At 57.8% G+C, this 21,381-nt stretch carries 18 protein-coding genes and 1 pseudogene; 4 read left to right on the top strand and 15 right to left on the bottom strand.

Annotation, left to right across the window (positions count from 1 at the left end; all coding sequences use genetic code 11):
- Positions 1-50: 50 nt before the first annotated feature.
- From AC1Q6I_RS02165 to AC1Q6I_RS02140, 6 genes and pseudogenes are all read right to left on the bottom strand, one after another.
- A complete protein-coding gene (locus AC1Q6I_RS02165; protein WP_102625328.1) occupies positions 51-1,562 on the bottom strand; it encodes a hypothetical protein in 1,512 nt (503 codons plus the stop codon).
- A gap of 187 nt (positions 1,563-1,749) precedes the next feature.
- Positions 1,750-1,890 (bottom strand): annotated as a pseudogene (locus tag AC1Q6I_RS02160) (lipocalin-like domain-containing protein); the annotation flags it as partial.
- On the bottom strand, positions 1,875-2,249 hold the full coding sequence (locus tag AC1Q6I_RS02155; RefSeq protein WP_024076376.1) for a hypothetical protein: 375 nt from the start codon (positions 2,247-2,249) through the stop codon (positions 1,875-1,877). The gene AC1Q6I_RS02155 and the pseudogene AC1Q6I_RS02160, both read right to left, overlap by 16 nt.
- Positions 2,250-2,526: 277 nt before the next feature.
- Complete coding sequence (locus AC1Q6I_RS02150) at positions 2,527-3,618, bottom strand: lipocalin-like domain-containing protein (protein ID WP_102625327.1); 1,092 nt, start codon at positions 3,616-3,618, stop codon at positions 2,527-2,529.
- Positions 3,619-3,694: 76 nt separating this feature from the next.
- The gene (locus AC1Q6I_RS02145) at positions 3,695-6,157 is read right to left on the bottom strand and encodes an ABC transporter permease (protein ID WP_102625326.1); all 2,463 of its coding nucleotides are present in this window, start codon (positions 6,155-6,157) and stop codon (positions 3,695-3,697) included.
- Positions 6,157-6,825 carry an ABC transporter ATP-binding protein gene (locus AC1Q6I_RS02140; RefSeq protein ID WP_102625325.1) on the bottom strand — a complete coding sequence of 223 codons (669 nt, stop codon included), beginning with the start codon at positions 6,823-6,825 and terminating at the stop codon, positions 6,157-6,159. Before AC1Q6I_RS02140 ends, AC1Q6I_RS02145 begins: the two co-directional genes overlap by 1 nt.
- 278 nt (positions 6,826-7,103) lie before the next feature.
- Between AC1Q6I_RS02140 and pmrG the strand changes: the two genes are divergently transcribed.
- From pmrG to AC1Q6I_RS02125, 3 genes are all read left to right on the top strand, one after another.
- Positions 7,104-7,787, top strand: a complete 684-nt coding sequence (pmrG, locus tag AC1Q6I_RS02135; protein ID WP_102625324.1) for a lipopolysaccharide core heptose(II)-phosphate phosphatase PmrG — start codon at positions 7,104-7,106, stop codon at positions 7,785-7,787.
- Positions 7,788-7,975: 188 nt separating this feature from the next.
- Positions 7,976-9,631, top strand: coding sequence for a lipid IV(A) 4-amino-4-deoxy-L-arabinosyltransferase (arnT, locus tag AC1Q6I_RS02130; RefSeq protein WP_102625323.1), 1,656 nt, complete (start codon positions 7,976-7,978; stop codon positions 9,629-9,631).
- A 9-nt stretch (positions 9,632-9,640) separates the two neighbouring features.
- Entirely contained in the window at positions 9,641-11,158 is a 1,518-nt protein-coding gene (locus AC1Q6I_RS02125; RefSeq protein WP_102625322.1) for an ArnT family glycosyltransferase, read from the top strand.
- 23 nt (positions 11,159-11,181) lie between these two features.
- Here AC1Q6I_RS02125 and AC1Q6I_RS02120 read toward each other — a convergent pair whose 3' ends face one another.
- Genes AC1Q6I_RS02120 through AC1Q6I_RS02100 form a run of 5 tightly spaced genes read right to left on the bottom strand, consistent with a single transcriptional unit; the run spans position 11,182 to position 15,495 of the window.
- Complete coding sequence (locus AC1Q6I_RS02120; protein WP_102625321.1) at positions 11,182-11,895, bottom strand: AAA family ATPase; 714 nt, start codon at positions 11,893-11,895, stop codon at positions 11,182-11,184.
- Complete coding sequence (locus tag AC1Q6I_RS02115) at positions 11,895-12,638, bottom strand: ABC transporter permease (protein ID WP_102625320.1); 744 nt, start codon at positions 12,636-12,638, stop codon at positions 11,895-11,897. Before AC1Q6I_RS02115 ends, AC1Q6I_RS02120 begins: the two co-directional genes overlap by 1 nt.
- An 8-nt stretch (positions 12,639-12,646) precedes the next feature.
- Positions 12,647-13,849, bottom strand: a complete 1,203-nt coding sequence (locus AC1Q6I_RS02110) for a YcaO-like family protein (protein WP_146015787.1) — start codon at positions 13,847-13,849, stop codon at positions 12,647-12,649.
- A complete protein-coding gene (locus tag AC1Q6I_RS02105) occupies positions 13,836-14,600 on the bottom strand; it encodes a SagB/ThcOx family dehydrogenase (protein ID WP_306661949.1) in 765 nt (254 codons plus the stop codon). The genes AC1Q6I_RS02110 and AC1Q6I_RS02105 overlap by 14 nt, the downstream gene beginning before the upstream one ends.
- A 22-nt stretch (positions 14,601-14,622) precedes the next feature.
- Positions 14,623-15,495: an McbB family protein gene (locus tag AC1Q6I_RS02100; RefSeq protein WP_102625317.1), complete on the bottom strand. Its 873-nt coding sequence runs from the start codon at positions 15,493-15,495 to the stop codon at positions 14,623-14,625.
- Between the two features lie 1,402 nt (positions 15,496-16,897).
- Here AC1Q6I_RS02100 and AC1Q6I_RS02095 point away from each other — a divergent pair.
- A complete protein-coding gene (locus tag AC1Q6I_RS02095) occupies positions 16,898-17,674 on the top strand; it encodes a helix-turn-helix transcriptional regulator (protein ID WP_102642589.1) in 777 nt (258 codons plus the stop codon).
- Positions 17,675-17,770: 96 nt separating this feature from the next.
- Here AC1Q6I_RS02095 and AC1Q6I_RS02090 read toward each other — a convergent pair whose 3' ends face one another.
- From AC1Q6I_RS02090 to AC1Q6I_RS02075, 4 genes are all read right to left on the bottom strand, one after another.
- Complete coding sequence (locus AC1Q6I_RS02090) at positions 17,771-18,703, bottom strand: pyridoxamine 5'-phosphate oxidase family protein (RefSeq protein ID WP_102625505.1); 933 nt, start codon at positions 18,701-18,703, stop codon at positions 17,771-17,773.
- Between the two features lie 80 nt (positions 18,704-18,783).
- Complete coding sequence (locus tag AC1Q6I_RS02085; protein WP_102625499.1) at positions 18,784-19,668, bottom strand: LysR family transcriptional regulator; 885 nt, start codon at positions 19,666-19,668, stop codon at positions 18,784-18,786.
- Positions 19,668-20,585 (bottom strand): LysR family transcriptional regulator, encoded by a 918-nt coding sequence (locus AC1Q6I_RS02080; RefSeq protein ID WP_024076391.1) that lies wholly within the window; start codon positions 20,583-20,585, stop codon positions 19,668-19,670. Before AC1Q6I_RS02080 ends, AC1Q6I_RS02085 begins: the two co-directional genes overlap by 1 nt.
- Before the next feature lie 18 nt (positions 20,586-20,603).
- Positions 20,604-21,236 carry a glutathione S-transferase family protein gene (locus tag AC1Q6I_RS02075; RefSeq protein ID WP_102625500.1) on the bottom strand — a complete coding sequence of 211 codons (633 nt, stop codon included), beginning with the start codon at positions 21,234-21,236 and terminating at the stop codon, positions 20,604-20,606.
- Positions 21,237-21,381 lie beyond the last annotated feature (145 nt).

The following is a 21,381-nucleotide window of genomic DNA, read 5'->3' as shown; positions in this document are numbered from 1 at the left end:
GCATACAGGCGCCTGGCCTGTATGCCCTGGGGACTACGGGTCAATCATGTTCAGCTCTTGGTGCTGCTCAGCAAGGTCTGTTTGCACAGGTGGCCGAAGCTGACGAACTCGGTGTTATCGCCACCGACACCAATGCCTGGGTATTCCAGCACTTCCATGCGCCACACGCCGTAGTTGAAGTCGGTACGCCAGGTGTTCTTGTAGCCCTGGGCGTAATCGACAAAGGTGGTCTGGAAATCACCGAAGCAGGTGCCCACGTTGATCGTGCCCGACGCTAGCCCCGAACTGCCGGTCGCCGCCGAATACGCCTTGTAGACGATATTGCCGGTGTCCGGATTGATGTGCTGGTCGAGGTAGACGACCGGGTGCAGCCCTACCAGTGGCGCACCGGTACTGTCCGACAGGCCCATGGTCCAGGTCAGGTCCCGATAGGCTTGGGTGGTCATGTAGCCGTAGCCCACATCGGAAGCCGAGTACGGGATGCGCAACACGTTCGCCTCGCCCTTCACATCCGGGTTGTTCACCCGTGGATTGGAGCCAAACGACAGGTTGTATTTACCCGTCGCGCTCCACGGCTCATTCGGGTGCTGGTTCGGCCGCACACGCACCTTGACCACGCCGCCGACGCCCGGGCTCGGGATCGATGTCGACAGGACGTTGGCCCCCACGGTGACCCACTGGGCACCATCGAAACGCTCAAGGATCCACTTGTTACGCGTGCTGCCACTGGCCGCATCGGCCGTCAGCGCAATACCGACACTCTGGCCACGGACCGCGGTGAAGTCGAAGTAATCGACATCATCCAGGCTGTCGGCATTGCCGCTGATGTAGTTGAGGGTGTCCGGCAGTTGGAAGGCCGTGTCCGGGGTGTCATTGGGTTCAAAGGCGTCGAGGTTGGTATCGACTGCAACACCAAACTGAAAGCTCGACCCTTGGACAGCCGCGTTGGCTTCCATGAACCAGTAGTAATCGCCGGCCGGCACCACACCGCCGAGGCTTTCATCGCCAGTACCAGGGTTGTTCGAGGTGCCCAAAGGCAGCGGATTGCCCTGGCCGTCATCCTGGAACAGCGACAACGACATGTCGGTGCCCGCGGTCTGGTTGACCAGCAGGACGTTGATTCGCGCTTTCTGCGGCAGGTTGAAGTGGTAGCACAGCAGGTCGCCGGTTTGCACACCATTAATCGTGTAGAGCGCGTTGACATCCAGCGTCTGCTCACAGCCCTGGACCAGCGCGGCCTGCACGGCGGGCGCCGACTGGGCCGTGGCTTTTTGTACCTGGGTCACCCTGGACGGCGCGGTGTTGTTTTCCACCACCGAGTCGGCTTGCGCCTTGGCGGCAAACAGCGGTTTCTTCAACTGGGCACCCGCCTGCAGTTGCTGCTTGAGGGCAGTCGGCGCCTTGTTGGCCTTGATCTTCGCAGCGTTTTTCAACCCTTGTTTGACCGCGGGAGGCGCCGCTTGCGCAGCCAGGTGAGGGTATTGTTCAGCGAGGGCAAAGGCCGAGACAAAGCAGGTGGCCGCCATGGCCGCGCCCAGCATAAAGGCTTTTTTCGATTTCATTTTTTATCCATCCATAGTTAAAAACTGAAGGTCAGGTGACATCCGGTCACCTGGGATGGAATGTAGGATAAGACTGGATGGATGTACAGTATTTTTTCAGAGAAATGTGGTTTTAAGGAGAAATTCGCGTGGAAAAAAACGGACCCCCTCTGGAGCCAAGTGCCCAATAGCCCCAGCTGACAGCCCAAATCTTCAGCGACCAGCGTGTAGGAATGTGACGTCCGTCGATCACCGCTGTGTCCAGCGGTGCCAGTTGGATGTCGGCGTTGTACAGGGTCTGGGGGCAGCCTTCGCGGTCGATCCAGGTGCCGGTCAGGTGATATCGGCCCATCTACGCCAAACGGTCCAAACGACTGTTGCAATAACCCAAATGAAACCTACGTAATAAGGCCACAACACCCAACGCTTCAGTCCTAAGGGAACCGACGCCAGCTCGGCCTCGGTCACAACACCTGCTTTCACATAGCGTGCTGAGTCAGACAGGAAATCAAACATCAACAGCATGCGGTATTGCCTGTCGATCCACCGGTTTCGTCTCCAGAATCGCTTATTGGCGCGGACCCTTTCGTTATGACTGAAATAACCTTCCACCTCGTCGAGTTTTGTATATTCGGCAAACAACGCCAGCCCCAAAACGACAAACGCCCCACCAAAATGCACAATGGTGAAGGCAAGAAAAAACGACACGATTAAGCCCCCTCTGGCCGCAGGTGCCGGTTGAGCACATCAAAATGATCGGAGCGCTGCTGGCTAGGGGCGCTGCCCACGAGGCGGGATTTCAAACTGCTGTAGTCCGTTGTGCGGTCGTTGATATAGCTCTGCGCCATGCCCTACATCCGAGATGCAAAGAAGATGGCGTCGAAATATAAGCAAGCACCTACGCCCCGGACACAAACGCGGGTGGGCTGAAATGCATTTGGGAAGTTGCCTACTTCGCGAAGAAACTGGGCCTACAGAAACAACCCTAATAACCGGTCATCTCCAGGTAACCCACCCCACCGTCAAACTGCACCGGCCCTTCCCAGTACGGAATACTCAGGTTCATCCAGGCGTTCGGGTTGACGGCCTGGGTGGTGATATCCAGTTGTTTACCGGGAATTTTCAGCGACCAGCGTGTGGGAATCTGGCGTCCGTCGACCGCCGTGGTGTCCAGCGGTGCCAGTTGGATGTCGGCGTTGTGCAGGGTCTGGGTATGGCCCTCGCGGTCGATCCAAGTGCCGGTCAGGTAGGCCGTGCCGTCGGTTTGCCGCACACGGAACAGCATCATCTGCTCGCCACGGTCCAGGTGCAGGGAGAACCAGTCCCAACCGGTCTGGCTGGCGGTCAACGGTTGGCTGCTCCATTCACGGTCGAGCCAGGCCGGGCCGCTGACCTGATACGTCTTGCCGTCGATGCTGACGCTGCCTTCGGCAGTAAAGAACGGCTGGCTGTAGTAGTACGACGCCTGGCCCTGGTCGGATTTGCGGCTGTAGCCGTTGTCGCCTTGCAACACCAATGGCCGGCTGGAGGTCAGGTGCAGGTCGTAGGCAAATTGCGCTCCGCTGGCCTTGAGTCGCATCGCCGCCAATGCGCTCGCGGCGCCGGGCTCGCTGGCGAAATTCCAGTCGTCGATCCAGGCGTTGAACGGCACTGCCTGCGCCCCGGCCTGGCCGACGCCGCCGCGGGCGAAGCGTTCGGCGGCGTAATGGCGAGTGGCGGAGGTGACCGCCGCGTGGCCGAGCCATACGTTTGAATCGTGCCAGCCGGCTTGCGTCGGCCCGGCCTTGAGGGCGTTGCGAAACAGCGTCCATTGCACGCCGAACACATTGCCCTGGGCGTCCTTGAGGTTGGCGGTGACGTACCACCACTCGATACGAAAGCCATCGTGGGGGCCGTGATCCTCGGGAAAGCTGAAGACCTTGCCGGGCAGCACCTGGGCAAAGTCGGCCGCGTCACTGCCCAGGCCGGCAAAGCTTTCCGGCGGCGCAGGTTGTTGGTCGCACGCGCCTAGCAGCAACAGAAGAAGCCCTGTAGGAGCGAGCTTGCTCGCGAAAAACGTCAACGATAACGCGGACATTCCGGATGCACGCGGCGCTCTCGGGTTTTTCGCGAGCAAGCTCGCTCCTACAGAGAGGACAGCCAGGAACAGGGGCTTAATCTTCATGGGCAAACGTCCTCAACAAGTCCGCCGGACGGCTGCGATACAGCTGCCACAGCGGCCAGGCCGACGCCAACAGCGTGGCCAGCAGCGCCAGCCCGAGCAATTGTGCGAGCTGCCACGGGAACACTTGCAACGGCAGGCGCCAGCCAAAAGCCTGCACGTTGATCACCGCATCCAGGCACCACGCCAGCAACAGGCCCAGCGGCAACGCCAGCAGCAGCGTGAGCACCGCCAGCAGCCAGGTTTGCCCCAGGTTCAGCAGCATCAATTGCCGCCGCGTCACCCCCAGCGCCCACAGCGGAGCGAGTTGGCCGAGGCGGCTTTGGCTCTGGGTCAGCAGGCTGATGAACAGCGCCACGCCGGCCACGCCCAAGGTCAGGCTGTTGAGCGCGGCGGTGGCGGCGAAGGTGCGTTCGAACACCTGGCTCGACCACCCCTTGAGTTGCTGTTGATCGACGATACGGCTGTCTTCCAAGGCAAAGGCGCGCTGCACTTCGTCCACCAGCGGCGCCACGTTTTCCGGCAACACCCGCAGGTTGAAACGCGCCGGCGTCAGTCTCGACCAGTGGGCCAGCAGGTGCCGGGCGTTGACCAGCACGTGGCCCTTGGGGTTGCCGTAATCGGCGTACACCCCCACCACGGTGGGCGACCACACACCGTGCGGCGTGGGAATACTGACCGTGTCACCCAGCCTCACGCCAAGCCGCCGCGCCAGTTGTTCGCTGAGCATCAGGGTCTCGCCTTGCTGCAACTGGTCCCACGGCGCGCTCGCCGCTTCCAGCAACGGCCAGTGCTGGCGATAGGTAGGGTCGTCGACCACGCCAAACAGATCCGCCGGCCAGCCCTGTAATTGCACCGCAACCTGCCAGGTAGGCAGCACGGTTTGCACCAGCGGTTGCTGCGCCAGCCAGGTGCTGAGTTGCTCGGCCTGGGCCGGGTTTTGCGGGTTGAGGTACAGCTCGGCGGTGAGGCGTTGCTCCAGCCAGTTATTGAAGGTGTGGCGAAAGCCCGAGGTCATGGAGCCCGCGCCGATATTCGCGGCCAGGGCCAACAGCAGCGCCATCAATGCCAGGCTCAAGGCCGGCAATTGTTGGCGGCAGTCAGCCAGAAACCACTGGCCGAGTACCGAACGGCTGCGCCCCAGCAGCGCCTCCAGCACGCCGTTGAGCAACACCGGCAAACCCAGGGCGGCGCCGAGCAGCAAGGCCGCCATCAACACAAAACCGGCAGCCAGGCTGTCGCCCAGCCATAACGCCAGCAGCGCGATCAGTAAGGCCGTCGCCGCCACCCAGCCCTGGCGGCGCAACCAGCGCCCATGGGCCTCGTGCCAGGCCTGGGCATTGGCCATCGCCAGCAATGGCAGGCGGGCCGCGCGCCATAGGCTGCTGGCGCCGGCAAGCAAGGCGCCGAGCAAGCTCAAGCCCACCCCTGCCACCCACCACCCTGGGCTCAAGCTCAATTGGCCCGGCACCTCGGCGCCATACAAGCCACGCAGGCTGGCAGCCACATCCGGCAGCAGCAGGCTGGCCAACAGGTAGCCGCTGGCGACGCCGAGCACGCCCCCCACTATCGACAAGGCACCCAGCTCCACCCCCAGGCCGAGGATCAACATCCGCGCACTCACGCCGCAGGCGCGCAATGTACGCAACAGCCCGCGTCGCTGCTCCAGGGCCAGGCCGATGGCCGCGTGCACAATAAACAGCCCCACCACAAAGGACAGGAAGCCCAGCGCATCAAGGTTCAGGTGAAAGCTTTCGGTGAGCCGCGACAGGTTGTTGTCTTCGCCCTGCTTGAGTTGCAGCTCGGCCGGCGGCGTGGGCTGGCTGGCGGCGTAAGCCTTGTCCACCAGCAAGCGCGACAGGCGCGCGGGCATGTCCAGCAATGGTTGGGCGAAGCCGATATCGGTCAACAGCATGCCGGGCGCCATGTCCGGCTGTACCTGCAACGGCGGCAAGGTGCGCCCGCTCGTCGTCAGCGGCTGCTCACCGGCGTGCAGCCCCAGCGCCTGCAAGGTCTGCGGAGCGATCCAGGTGCGCCCGGGCGGCTCGAAGAAGACGAGCATCTGTGCCTGGCTCAAGCGCTGCCCCGCCACCACGCCACTGCCGGGCAACGACAGCGGGTCGATGCCCATCAATTGCAGGCGCTGGTCTTCATGCCCCTTGAGCACCACCCGCCCCTGCACCACCGGCGACACCGGCCACCCGGCGCGGCGCAATTGGGCAAACAGCGCCTGGGGGAAACTGGCGCCGTCCGGCGCACTCAGGCTGGCCTGGGGTTCGCCGCCGATCAATTGGCTGGCCCTGGCGTAGCTGTCACGCGCCTGGCTGTTCAGGGCCTGTACGCCGGTCAGCAGGGCGGTCGCCAGCCATAGTCCGGTCAGCACGCTGAAAAACTGTACGGGATGGCGCCGCCAATGGCTGAGCAACGCGCGCAAGGTCCACTGGAATACCGCCATCAACCCGCATCCGGGGCTTGCACATGCCCGCGCTGCAACACCATCTGGCGATCAAGCCGTGCGGCAATCCGCGCGCTGTGGGTGACCATCAACAGGCTGGTGGGGGTGTCGCGCAACAGGTCCAGCAGCAATTGCAGCACGTCATCACTGGTGGCTTCATCCAGATTGCCGGTGGGCTCATCGGCCAGCAGCAGGCCCGGTCGCGACGCCAACGCCCGCCCCACCGCCACCCGTTGCTGCTGGCCACCTGACAGTTGTTCGGGATAGCGCTTGAGCAAGTCGCCAAGGCCCAGGCGCTCCACCAACTGCGCCTGCCACTGCGGATCGAAGCGTCCTGCCAGCCGCGCCTGGAAGGCCAGGTTGTCGTCCACGCGCAAACTGCCGATGAGGTTGAACTGCTGGAATACCAGACCGATTTCCGTGCGGCGCCAGTGGGCCAGTTGCGTTTCGCTCATTTGGTCGAGACGCTGCCGCCCCATGCGGATGCTGCCGCTGTCGACACGATCGAGACCGGCCACCAGGTGCAAAAGCGTACTCTTCCCGCTACCCGACTCGCCCATCAACGCCAGGCTGCTACACTCAGCCAGGTGCAGATCAACGCCGGCCAAGACGGTCAGCGGGCCCTGCGCAGTGACGTAGCTTTTATGGACACCTTGCACCTGCAACATGGGAATGCTCGCTCGCCAATGGACTGCAATCGAGGATAACGGCTGACCGCCCTCGCCACGCAAATTTTTCACATGCATTTCACCGGTTACCTACCGATCAGCGCATAAAGTGCCGACCAACTGCCAATAACGACCAACTTTTTAGTTGCCGGCACTGGCAACTTTTAACACACCGATTTTCAGCAAAAAGACAGCAACTGTATGACAGGCTCCTGCACCACTACGGGCGCACTCAGAGAGTTGCACCTGTTTGATAAAAAACGCTGCCTAACGTGTCGATGGTGAACAACGTGGTTAACCTGACCCTGACCAAATCGCGCTCATACCAAGCCCGGGCCAAACGCTTGAAGAAGCTCTGGCTGGGCATGGCAGTGGCTGCCTTCTTCGGGACCTTACTGGCCGGCTACCTGGCCTGGCCACTGTCCCCGCCGGACCTGGGCGTTGGTAATCGCCTGCTCACCTCAGGCTTGCTCGCTGGCTGGCGCGACGGCAATGTGGTTGTGCTTGTGCGCCATGAAGAGCGCTGCGACCGCTCGTCAAACCCCTGCTTCGGCCCCGCTGATGGCCTGACCATCCACGGCACCCAGCAGGCCAAGGAAATCGGCAAAGCCTTTAAAACCCTGGGTATGGAGAGCGCTGACATCCTCAGCAGCCCCACCACCCGCACCGCCCAGACCTCGCAGTTCATGTTCGGCAAGACCCTGCTCTCCCCAGGCCCGCTGGCGATCTGCGGCGACGCCATGGGCGAAGAAATCCTCAGCCACAAACAACCCGGGCGCAACCTGGTGCTGATCACCCACAGTGCCTGCATCAATGACTTCGAACAAGCACTCGGGTACCCCCATGCGGTGACCGCCGAGTACGGTAGCGCGCTGTTCGTGGAGGTGCTGGGCAACGGCCATTTCAAGACCCTGGGCATCATGAACAGCGAGGACTGGCCAGCGGCAATCAAGCAACTCTAGACAATTTTTTACATATACAAGGCGCAGGTGTTCAGCCAAACGACAGCCAACTTCTGGCATGTTTAGTCGCGCCTGTTAGTTAAGGACGTCATGACTATTTTCAGCGACTTAGTGAACATTGTGAGTCTTTGCACTACAACTTTCCTACATCCATTTCCCTCCCTTAGACGTCAAGGAGCGACGTTCGCATGACCCGAATAAAACCTCTGCCCTTACTGCTGCTGGCGATTGCCGCGTTTTATCTCCTGCCTCTTGGCCTGCACGGTTTATGGGTACCCGACGAAACCCGCTACGCCCAGATCAGCCAGGAAATGCTCACCAGCGGCAACTGGGTGGCCCCGCATTTCATGGGCCTGCGCTACTTTGAAAAACCCGCCGCCGGTTATTGGCTGATCGCGCTCGGCCAAGCGGTGTTTGGGCAGAACCTGTTCGGGGTGCGGATCGCTTCGGCGCTGACCAGCGGGTTGAGCGTGCTGCTGGCCTACCTGATCGCCCGCCGCCTGTGGAACGACCCACGCAAAAGCTTCGCCTGCGCCCTGCTCTACCTGAGCTTTGGCCTCGTAGCCGGGCAAGCCAGCTACTCCAACCTCGATCCGCAGTTCACGTTCTGGGTCAACCTCAGCCTGGTAGCGCTGTGGTTTGCCCTCGACAGCCGCACCGTGCGGGCCCGGCTGGGAGCCTGGGCGGTGCTGGGCGTGGCCTGTGCCATGGGCTTCATGACCAAGGGCTTCCTGGCGTGGCTGCTGCCGGTGCTGATTGCCGTGCCGTACATGCTCTGGCAGCGCCGCCTGGGTGAATTGCTGCGTTATGGCCCGCTGGCGATTGGCGTCGCGCTGCTGATCTGCCTGCCCTGGGTGTGGGCGATCCACGTGCAGGAACCGGACTACTGGCGCTTCTTCTTCTGGCATGAACACATCCGCCGCTTTGCCTCCGACAATGCCCAGCATGCGCGGCCGTGGTGGTTCTTCCTGCCGATCATGGTGGTGGCCTGCCTGCCGTGGTCGGCGCTGTTACCCAATACCCTGCTCAAGGCCTGGAAAGAAAAACGTCAACCGGCGATGGTCTTCCTCGCCCTGTGGATGCTGCTGCCGCTGGGCTTTTTCAGCCTGAGCAACGGCAAGTTGCCGACCTACATCATGCCGTGCCTGCTGCCGCTGGCCTTGTTGATGGGGCATGCCCTGATCGACCTGATTCAACAACGCAAAGCACGCGCCCTCAGCATCAACGGCATGCTCAACTTCGTGATCGGCATGGTCGCGATGGTGGCACTGATTTATCTGCAACTCACCAGGCCGCTGTACGGCAATAGCCACGCGGAGATGTTCAGCCTGTCGCTGACCTTTATCGTGCTGTTGGGCTGGATTCTCTCCAACCTGCTGCAAGCCGTGCGCCCGCTCACGCTATGGGCAATGCCGGCCCTGGGTATCGGCTTGCTGGTGGTACTGCTGCCAGTGGGCATGCCCGAGTTCGTGGCGGATAACGAAATGCCCGACCAGTTCGTGTTGGAACACCTGGACGACTTGCAGCAAACCCAGGCATTGCTGAGCAATGAACTGGAATCGGCCTCGGCCCTGGCCTGGCGCCTGAACCGCACACAGGTGACGCTCTATAACACCGAAGGCGAGTTGCGCTATGGCCTGCAATACCCCGACTCGGTGCACCGTAAGGTCGGGCTGGACGATGTCCAGGCCTGGCTGGCCGATGCCCGTAAACAGGGTTCGGTGGGGGTCCTGATGCGTGTCCGGAGCACCAGCGAACACATTGAAGAGGGGCAACTGCCGCCCGGTGGCAAACGCTATCGCAAGGGCGACCTGGTACTCACCCTCTATCCGCAATCCCCCTAGGAACCCACCATGACTTTCTGGAAAACCGAGCGCGGCGCCCTGTTGCTATTGCTGGGCGTGTCGGCCTTGCTCCTGCTGCTGGGCCTGGGCAGTCGCGATCTGTGGGGACCGGAAACCCGTTGGGCCAATATCGCATTGCAGATGCTGCAAAGCGGCGACTACTTCGACCCCTACCTCAAGGGAGCGCCGTACTACGACAAGCCCCTGCCCTCCTACTGGCTGATCACCGCGTTTGCCAACCTGATGGGTGGCCTGGGCCCGTGGTCGCTGCGCCTGTCCTCGGTGATCGCGGCATGGCTGAGCATCTGGCTGGTCTACCTGATCGGCGAGCGCCTGTTCCGCAAGGGCACCGGGCTGATTGCCGGCTGGATGCTCGCCACCACCTTCTACTTTCTGTTCTGGGCACGCGTGGCCACGGCGGATGTGCTCACCGTGTGTGGCGTACTGGCGGCAGTGTGGTGGTACTGGCGCGGGCCGGACGACACACGCCTGGGGCGCTACACGGTATTTTTCCTGTTGCTGGCGGCGACGTCGCTGTTCAAAGGCTTGATCGGTTTTGTACTGCCGGGCCTGGTACTGCTGCCGCACTTGCTCAGCGAACAGCGCTACAAACGCCACCTCAACCTGCGCCTGGTGCTGGCGCTGCTGATCGCTGCGGCGTTCTACGCCATCCCGTTCGTGCTGTCCCACCTCTACGGTGCGCCGACTTACGGTGAAAGCGGCCTGGCGTTGGTGTTCCGCGAAAACGTGGTGCGCTTCTTCGACCCGTTCGACCATATGGGGCCGATCTACACCTACCTGATCTACCTGCCCGCCTACACCCTGCCTTGGGCCCCATGCTGGCTGCTCGGCCTGTGGCTGGCCGTGCGGCACTGGCGCCAGACTCCCCCCAATGTGCGCTGGCTGGTCTGGGGCCTGGGCCTGTTGTTTGTGTTCTTCACCGCCAGCGGTAGCCGACGCAGCTACTACGTGTTGCCCCTGGTGCCCTTCGCGCAGTTACTGGCGGCCTGGTGGGTGAGTGAGCGGCTGGCGAAAAAACCGGCGAGCTGGCCGCGTTGGCAGAAAGGGTTTGCCGCTGCGGCCCTGTTGATGCTGCTGGTATTGGGCGTGGCGTATCCCTGGACCAATGGCAACGGCGGCGTGACCCGTTTCGTCAAGGACGTTCAGGCCCAGGCCATCAAGAGCGCCCCCTGGAACCAATGGCAAATGGTACTGGTGGAGGTCGACAACAAACTGCCGATGTACCTGCAAAACCACGGCAAACCGTTCTACTACGTCGCCGAGACCCAGGACTTCCCGCGCCAGGGCACCAGCGCCGAGTTCATGGCCTGGCTGGAAAAAACCAGCGGCCAGGGCTTCGACGCGCAGCATACGATCATCATCGCGCAGTTCTCCAAGGAAGATCCCACACCGCTGGCCTACCTGGGCGCGGATCACCAGGTGATCACCACCCAGCCGGACAATGGCGAGCGGTTGTTTCACACGCGTTCGGGTGGCAGCGTAGCGTTTATCCCACAGGGGAAGTAACCGAGCCTGGTGCGCGCCTGCCTTTAACCCTTTGGCAGGCTCGCGGCATGAATAAACGCCTCATCCAGGCTTGCAGCGTCATAGGCGTTCATGAAGCCCTCAGCATCAGTGAAGCGGTTGAAACGCCGCTGACTCAGCATGTAGAAGTCATCGCAGTGGGCAACGATCTCATCGACGTTATGCGATGAAACCACAATCGCGACACCTTCCGCGGCAGCCCCTTCCAGGCATTTCCAGATGTGATAACGAAACTCAGGATCCACACCTGCCGTGGGCTCATCCAGTATCACCAGATCAGCGTTAACGGAGAGCAGGGACAAGGTAAAAAACCATCGCTTTTCTCCGTAACTGCAAAGAGACGATTTCTTTTCCCATATTTCACAATAGCGTTCAGCTATCCCCGGGCTCCATTTTTCAATTTTTTCCAGCGCGTGCTTTTGTGTGACCTGTGTGTCAGAACAAAAAAGCATCATCATTTTAAAAACATCAAACATTCGCAGCACCGGCGGCGTCGTAATGATTTGTGATAGATAAAGCAACTTCGAGAACGAATTGGATATCTCACCGGAATTGGCTTTTTTCAGACAACACACCGCGTCAAAAAAAGTCGTTTTTCCAGAACCATTAGGTCCCAACAAGCCTGAAATTGAACCGGGATCGACCGTCAACGAGGCGTTTTCAAGCACCACATGACGTGCATATCTGATACCCAGTGTTTTTACGATAAGCCGTCTCATCAATAGCGACTCCACACTGGGTTAATAAGTAAAAAACGGATCAACATCAAAAACGAAATAACAAAAAGGCAAACAACCACCCTAACGAGGAATGCGCATTCAGCGACCCCCAGTGACATTATCTGGTTTGCCCACCACATCGGATTAAAATAGCGGATCACTTCAAACACGCGATGAGAGGCGTTCGCGCTGACAACTCCCAGCACCAGCATCAGGAATGAAAATATAGAAAAAACCGTATTTGTATTTTGAAACCCCATTGGAATCAACGTCAGCAGAAGCGAAGGTACGGAAAACAAGAGAAAGCAGATGTAAAACCGCCCAAGCACAACAAAAAACTCTGTAACGTCCATTACGCCAAAATAGTTTCTCGTGAACACATAAAAAGCAGAACAATAGATAACCGACATTACAGAATAGGCAAAAAACTGCCCCAAAAGAAAGATTATTTTTGTGCGCCGCGTATAGACGAAGGATCGTAGAAACCCACTCTCCCTTCTCCCCACTATATAAAATGCCAAGCCAAACAGGGCAACACTCGACGATACGAACGCATAAAACCACGAGGTATTATCCAGATAACGCTGAGACAGCGTACCCTCCCCCACCCTGGCATAGGCGATCAAATAGAACGTAACCGCTGGGGATATAACGATCCAAAATAAAGCCACGGGCTCTTTTAACTGTTCCTTAATAAATAGACCCGCCAAAAGGAATGGCTTAAGCAAGGGGTAATATCTCATCACTCACCTCATGGAAACGGCACCATTTTTTCCAAGCGAGACTGCAGTATCGCGCCCGCAAACTCCTTGGAGTATTTATTGGAAAAATTTATATTCTTCGAATTATTCATATGAAGGAAAAGATCGGGCGAAACATACTTACTGAAAACACAACCAACACCATTAACCATAGAATGTCTTGCATAAAAATAACCTAAAATACCCTGATCATTTAAAACGGACAAAAAGCCGGACAACGTAAAACCTGCTCGTGAGGCATCTCTCTTTTCCTCAGCAACAACCTGTACATCAGTGATATCCCGATACGTCTCATACACATTGCAACTCAGAAAATATCGCAGATAATAATCCTCAACCTTCTCTTCATCAGAACCGATAGCCTTAAACAAATCCATAAATCGATAAGTTTGCCATAGTTCAAGTATTGATTTTTCCAGTGCATCGCCAGCCATCGCTGCATAGGACATCCCTGCGCAATAGTTCACATGATGCCCCCCCCTTGTTTCGGCCATAGACAACCAATATACAAACACCCGGAAACCGAATGTCAGAAATATCAAAAATCGAGAGTTCTCCAGCAGAGATGAGAGCGTTGTATAAATGCCTGATTTTTTTTGCGACAATAGTTCGAACGCTCGACCTGGGGGCACTATGGAGTGACATTTTTTTGTCAACCAAAACTTGACAAGGAATTGCCGTTCAAGGTACTCCTTTACCGCACCTAGAAATGCAAAGTTTGGACACCAATGAAAACTACATCCACAGGTATCCCTTAGAGGATAAATGAAGTTATCATCCTCGAGTCTATGTGAAGAAAGAGAAATACAAATAGTAGGAATGAAGCATGTAGAAAAATCTAGAGCTCTCACCACCTTACTCAAAGTAAATTTATGATTTTCAACCTCTCGAATAGATACGCTTTTAGACGCTGTCTGGATAAAAGCACCGACAAAGCTATCAACTTCCGCATCCCTCAACGACTCATTGAGAAACCCCTGCTTACTCGAAAGAATCTCTCTGTAAAAATGACGACGTTCAAAATACTCACCTAACGCCGTTTTGATTGAGTTCGAACCTTCTCCCACGCCTGACCCATTGACCGACAGGGCGTCGGACACCTCTACAGAATTTGGTAACGCTAGCAATCCTGCGGGCTGAAACAGCAATGATCCAGGCAGATCTGGCTTCTGCATAGAATTAATAACTTTCATGCTGCACACCTATAAAGTGAACACACATAGGAAAGAACAAGGCGGGATTTAAACCCAAAATCTTACAAAGCATAGAGTCCGTATACGCCGACCAAAGTCGGCATGCCAACCCCATAGATTTAGCTTGGAGTTCCACCAACATGTAGATCGAACCAATTTCCATGAGCGCCATTCGGTAGCCACGATACCGATACTTGAACACGCTCTTCGGCATATAGACAACATAAATCAGTGCCAAGCTGGGACTACCAATATCATTGGGGGGAGCTAGTATGGCGGCTTTGAGTTCTTCAAGATCGGTCTCAACCTGCATCACTTCAAACTTTCTAGACTTTGGGAGTAGATGCAAAATCTTTCCCGCACCTGGCCAAGTACTAGGCTCCTCAGAAAGCGAACAAAGGAAAACTTCGGCGGGGTAAAGTGCCCCACCACTTGGATAGCCTCTCTTGTAAGTATGCGCATTCATTGACAGCAACGGACTAATTAATTTTTCGACCTCTGCAAACTCTAACGCCCCCGATACAAATCGATCACAAGATTCATTTCGACGTAGCAACCCTTCTCTATTTTCAGCGGAGAATTTTAATTCAACTGTCAAATCCATATCAGGATAGAGAACCAGTTCATTCCCTGTTAATTGTGCAAGGCATCTCTCATCTAAAAAATGCAAACTGGTATGTTCTTGAAATGCTTTATGAATCGTAAAATTTCCCTTACTATGAAATTCGAGCACTTCATCATAGACTGACATTTCTATAAACCTGAGATAATAATCATGCGGAACATTTTTCATACTGCCGCCCCAAGCAATCACACATATACCAATGCGAGTTCGACTCCTCGAAAATCCTCCCATCGCTTAACTGGAGATATGTTACATATAAAATATCATCCTGATATTTACGCGCCACACCAATCTCAGTGAAAAACTTAACCTTCCTAATTATAGCGCCGATTACAATCATTTCTTGATAAAGACTTAGCGCCTTGAAAGGGATACTTACATGTTTATCCTTACAAAATGCCAGAACGCTCGCCCAATTACTCTTAGAATGCTTAACAGACTGATCATTGGCCAGTCTGTCAACGGTGCAAAAATGGCAAGGATTTCCTATTTCTGCGATATAAGGCTGCCCTATACAAAAAAAACCGCCCATCGGCCAACAAACGCTAATAGCACTTTGCGGTGAAGCTTTCGCCAGCTCAAAATGCAGCTTCTTAATAGAATTATAGTCATAAAATTGACACACCAACACCACAAAGCATCGCCCCCCCCTAATGGATTCAACTACGTCACCTGAAAACTCTTTAAACTCTAAAATCCCAGACAACTCCTGCCTGAAAATCTTTTCAAAGTACCTCCTCTTCCTCAGAGAATGCACGATTACCGTCTTTTCGAAATATATTTCCTCAACCGATCTAAATGGAATAATCCCCTTCAAAAACTCAAATGCACTGTCAGCCTCCAAACCATTTTCAGATAGCACCTCGTCAACTTCATCCTTCGTCATCCAACTCGACAACTTAAGCTGCCGAAGTGCTTTCAGCAGTGGCTGCGAATGTACCTTTGAGACGCCCATGTCAGATATGACTAAGCTTTCCGTTTCGAAATTCAAGATTTCATAGTTAGGTATACTTATATTCATCGCGCAATCCCCTATAGAGGTTTTCTAGCATCCGCTGGAAAACCTCGTTAAGTGGGTAACTGTTAGATTTACTCATTCGCAGGTGGTTGCTCGACTATTGAATTGTGGCACCCCCCACTGCCGCCGTTACATCCCCCCCCACCACCACATCCTCCACTTCCACCACACCCGCCTTGGCTTCCTGATGCGCCAGCGTTACCTACATACGGATTGAACCCATACTCATTATCGAAACTAAAAAACATCATTCCAAACTCTTCATCTTTCATCTCAACTCTCCTGATATCACACAAACATTATTTTCAATCACTTATTAACAAGTGACGATAGCAATCTAGACCCAGCTTAAAAAAAGCGCAACTTTCCCAAGTTCGCCTTGTAGGAAAAGGAACCACATATCTTAGGAATTTTCTTTCACGATAATCAGAACGCCAACAAGCACGCACGAAATAAAGATGTGCTACCCATACTAGATATAAATATTTAACCCCCATAAAATTAATAACTTACCAAATCTCAATCGACACCTATAAATCTTTTAAAGCCAAGAAAATTTGTAGAACACAGAACAAATCAAACGAACCTCACAAGAAAATCCGACATACGGTCTTACTTCAAGTATCCGGCAAGAAATAGGTCGACCGCCCTTTGCCGCTGCACACAGGACTCACCCGCATTGGTCTACAACCTCACCAACTCCTGCATTTTTCGCTTTTCCGCACGGAAGAAACGCTCAAGAAAGTGTACAAGCTGGGGCTTGTCGGCGGTCAGTTGGGGGGGCTGGCTGGGCTGCCGAATTTTTCCCGGACTTGCTATTCGGCGGCAGGACACATACCGGCGTCGGCCCCCGTTACTGCTAGTCCGCCTGGTATTTGCGCTTCACCGGTTGCTTCAACGGCAGGTCCAAGCAGGTCTGGCAATAGCCACTTCGCCGCGTTGCGAAAGGTTTGAGCTATAGACGTTTTACCAGCAACCGATTAAACGCCCTCAGCCCCCCAACCTGCTTCTCCGGCATCAACTGAGTACGTGGAGTTCAAGCTCGGCCTGCCCGCCTTCGCCTAAGAACAATGCCTCCTGCTCGACGAGGCAAAAGCCAGCGCCCGCGAAGCCCCGCGTCCCACTGTTGAAACGATGAAATCGATGTAGGACATCAGCTATATCTGTCCGCTGCCGAGTGACAAACACTCCATCAATAAACAATAATTATGTTTAATATCAAATAGTTACGAATCGTATTGAGCACTGCGGTTTCTTCTACAGCGCAAATGGCCGTGAGGAGCGTCGAATTAATGGCGTTATTTATATGGCAGATTGTGTCCCTTGTTTCCGCCGCACACCTGGGCCCCGGCGCCCACGCCAGGGCGCCCGTTGAGGTTTTCGACATCAAGGATGAAAGATGGCTATGAGTCTGCCGCGCCGTATCAACACCATGGAGAACCCGGTTTTTTACGCCGAATTGGGCGAGTTGATCGCAACCAGCGGCCACGCCGCATTCGCCGCCCATCTGTGGCAGCTGGTGGACCAGTGGGTACCGATCCACGGTGCCGAGCTCAATGAATGGACCCTCGACGAACAGCACGGCCGCGTGCTCAACATCCAGCGATTGGGCCGCGCCGGGCAGAGAAATGAGCTTTCGCCCGCCCACACCCTGCCCCCACTGAACGAGCATCCGCTGCTGCGGGACATGCTCGACATGCAGGACCCATTGCTGATCCAGATAAGGGCCCGCGCCGACCGCTCGCACCAGTGCAGCCTGGTGTCACGCCAGGGTGATCGACGCTATGTGATTTCGTTGTACCGTCCACCGGCCCAGCGCGGTTTTTCCCTGGCCGAGCTGTCGTTTCTCAAGTGCCTGTCAGACACCCTGTTACCGCTGATGGAGCGGCACGCACAATTGCTGCGCCAGGCTGCGCCCCCCGAGCGCGAACCGGCGCACACCCTGCTGGAACACTCGCAGTTGCAGCGCGAGTTCGACAAGCGCCTTTCCCTCAGCGATATCACCCTATCGGCCCGTGAGCAGCAGGTGTGTCTCGGCCTGTTGACCGGCGGCACCGTGCCGCAAATGGCAGAACAGCTCAGCGTGAAAAACAGCTCGGTCGAAACCTACCTCAAGCGCGCCGCCGCCAAGCTGGGCGTCAGTGGCCGGCACGGGTTGGCGAAATGGATGATCGGCGCCTGATGCGCAGGCCGATGCTTACCACAAGCGGCATGGCCTGAAGCATTGCGCGCTGGCCTCGGGTGGCGGTCGCAGCCGCCCCCGCCCCCTCTCCCCCATCTACCGACGGCCCATCGCCAGGCTGAACGGTGAAAACTCCGCAAACCGCCACCTCAATGCCAACGCCGCCGGGCGGCGAATGACATGCTCCACGGTCACCGTCCACAACCGCTGTGCACCGTCGAACTCGTCGACTTCCGGGCCGCCGAGTATCAGCGAAGTGCGACCGGCCAGTTGCATCACATCACCTGATGCAAAATCGATGAACAACAGGCCCGCCACGGGGTTGGCCGCAAGGTTGCCCAAGGTATTGAAGAACAGATTGCCGGCAAAGTCGGGGATGGTCAGCACATTGCCTTCGACCCGCACGAACCCGGTGTTGCCGCCACGATGGGAAACGTCCACCGAGCGTTCGCCGTCCGCATCCACGTAGCTGGCAACGAAGAAGGTGTCGGCGTTGCGGATCATCATGCGGGCGGCATCATCCAGGTGGTTGGCGTGCTCGGCCATGCAACCGGGCTTACGCGCGATTGAATCGACGGGCCGCAGCTGGATGTACTTGGGGCAGTTGCCGAAGGTGTGCACCACGTTGACGGAGAAACCGTCGTGATCCAGAGCACCGATTCGCCCGTTCATGCGATTGCGTCGACGGGTATTGAGGTCGATGCCCAGCAAGCCCACAGCAGCATCGCTGTGCAAAGCGGCCCTGGCGGGGTCACTTGCACTGGGCAGGCTATCGATCTGCAAGGTGTGGGGGTCGGGTGAATGGGCAAACCCCGGAGCGCCTTCGAGCATCGTCGCCCAGGGAATGCCGTGCTCATCCACCACACCGAGTATCAGGTACGGCAGCAAGGGATAGAAATCCCGATGCTGCTCCGGCAAATGATCGCGAATCACCTTCGGCCCGATCACGGCCATGCGTTCGGCGGCGCCGGCACTTGCCTGTATCTGCCGTTCACCGGCATGCCAGGGGGACTGTTCGTTCGGGTTCATGGCAATCACCTCAAGTTTGGACAGCCCCATGCTGCACCCCGGCGAGCACCGAGAGAATGCCCACCGCCGGCAATCCACTGTTACGCCAACTGAAATGCCGGGTGTTCGCGCAGGGCTGCCACGCAGTGGTCGACAAAGCTGCGCACGCGCATCGGCGCATTGCGGCCTTCGCGATACACCACGTGCACGGGCATGGCTGGCGGCTCATAGCCTGGCAAGACGCGAAGCAACTGCCCACTGAGCAGATGCTCATGCACGGGATAGCTCAAGCAACGCACCAGGCCCGCGCCCTGCACCGCGGCACTGATCGCCCCTTGTACCGTGGCACACCCCAGGCGCGCACGGGCCTTGAGCTGATAGCCCCGAAACGCCCAGGACACTTGATCGACGCTGGCGATCAGATGATGGCGCTTGAGGTCGGCGGGATGCGCTGGCGCACCGTGGGCTTGGAGGTAAGCGGGGCTGGCGCAGAGGATATGCCGCACGTGCCCGACTGGCCGTGCGATCAGCGCCGAACTGGGCAGTTCACCCACCAGGATCGCCACATCCAGCCCCTCTTCATGCAGGTTCGGGTAGTAGTCGTGGTAATGCGCCGACAGGTGTACATCGGGATAGCGGTCCATGTAGCTGGCCAACACCGGCGCCATCACGTGGCAACTGAACAGGAACGGCAAGAACACCCGCAAATTGCCCTGGGCCTGCACATGCAAGCCTTTGGCCGAGGCTTGCGCGGCCTCCACGGCAGCCAGCAGGCGCACACAGTCGGCCATGTAGGCGCTGCCCACGTCGGTGAGGCTGGCACCCTGCGTACTGCGTTGCAGCAACGGCACGCGCAGGCGCGCCTCCAAACGGGCAATCGCACGCATCAGCGTCGGCCCGGACACCTGGGCGCTGCGTGCAGCCGCGGCCAGGCTCGGCTGCCCGGCCAACGCCACGAACAGCTGCATGTCGTGATAGCGCTCCATCAGCCGCGCCGCATCGGCGGGTTCAGGGCTGCATCCTGGCCGAGGCGATGGGCGAGGAAGTCCACGAAAGTCTGCACCTTGGCCGGCACCCGGTTGCTCTGCTGGAACACCACCTGGATCGGCAGTGGTGCCGGCTCGAACGCTTCCAGCACAATCTCCAATTCACCCGCCGCCACCGCCGCCGCGACCTGGTAAGACAGCACCCGGGTCAAGCCCCAGCCCAGCCGCGCCAGGTTGATCGCCGCGTTATTCGCCGTGACCACCAGGCGCGGCTCAATAGGCACCGTCAACGGCTGGCCAGCGTCGACAAACTGCCATTCACCCACCCGCTGGCTGGCGGACGAGGTCACCACCTTGGCCTCACGCAAATGTTCGGGGCGTTGCGGCCGCCCCCACTGATCCAGATAACCAGGCGCGGCGCACACCACGCGGCGCACTTCACCGACCTGGATCGCCTGTTGGCCAGGCTCGTGCAGATGGCCGATCCGCACGGCCACGTCGACGCCTTCGTCGGTCATGTTCACCACGCGGTCGACCAGCAAGGCATTGATGTTCACCAGGGGGAAGCGATCCAGGTAATCCCCCAGCACCGGCGCCACATACAGCTCGCCAAACAGCACCGGCGCGGTCACCGCCAGATGGCCGCAGGGGACGGAATAACTGCCCGCCGCCGCCTCCTCGGCCTCATTGAGTTCGGCGAGAATGCGCCGGCAATCTTCCAGGTAACGCTGGCCGGCTTCGGTCAAGTGCAGGCTGCGGGTGGTGCGCGCCAGCAGTTGCGTGCCGATGCGCTGTTCCATGGCGGCGATGGCCCGCGTCACGCTGGGCGGCGAGGTCTTAAGGCGGCGCGCGGCGGCGGCAAAGCCCGCCTCCTCGGCCACCGCGAGGAACACCTGCATTTCATGAAATCGATCCATCCGCGCGCCTCGTGAGGGTTACTGTGATTGCAAACCCACCGCCGTACGCGGCATGCCCACAAAGCCTGGCAAAGCCTCGATGCTGGCGAGCCAGGCGCGTACCTGAGGGTAGTCGGCCAACGATACATTGCCTTCCGGTGCATGAGCCACATAGGTGTAGAAAGCGATATCCGCGATGCTCGGCTGCTCGCCAGCCAGGAAGCGGCTTTGGCTCAGTTGCTGCTCCACCAACGCCAGCAAGGCATGGGAGCGGCTGATGGCGGTGACGGTATCGACATCGGCGCCAAACACCACCGCCAACCGCGCGCTCGCAGGCCCTGCATGCAATTGACCGGCAGCGGCCGAAAGCCAGCGCTGTACACGCGCCTGGCCGACTGGGTCGCTGGGCAGCCATTGACCGTCGCCATATTGGTTGGCCAGGTAGACCAGGATGGCGTTGGAATCGGCCAGTATCGTGCCGTTATCGTTAATCGCCGGTACCTGGCCGAAGCTGTTGAGGGTGGCCAGGAATTCGGGGGTTTTATGCGCGCCTTGCTTGAGGTCGACCAGGATGAATTCACTGGGCAGCCCCAACAGGGACAGCATCAACTCGACCCGATGGGAGTGGCCGGACAATGGGAAACCATAAAGTTTGATCGCAGGCTGGGACATGAAAGGCTCCAAAGGTAGGGGTTCGACGCCTCGCAGGGTCCTCCGCGGCCTCGATCAATGGAATGACCAGGATTGACAATCCAGCATTTCATCCAGTGAAACAATCACCCGCCGAAGTTTTTTCCCGTCGCTGCAACGTACGCCA

The sequence above is a fragment of the Pseudomonas sp. MPR-R2A5 genome (assembly GCF_058793055.1).
This window is presented reverse-complemented; position numbering and strand designations above follow the sequence as displayed.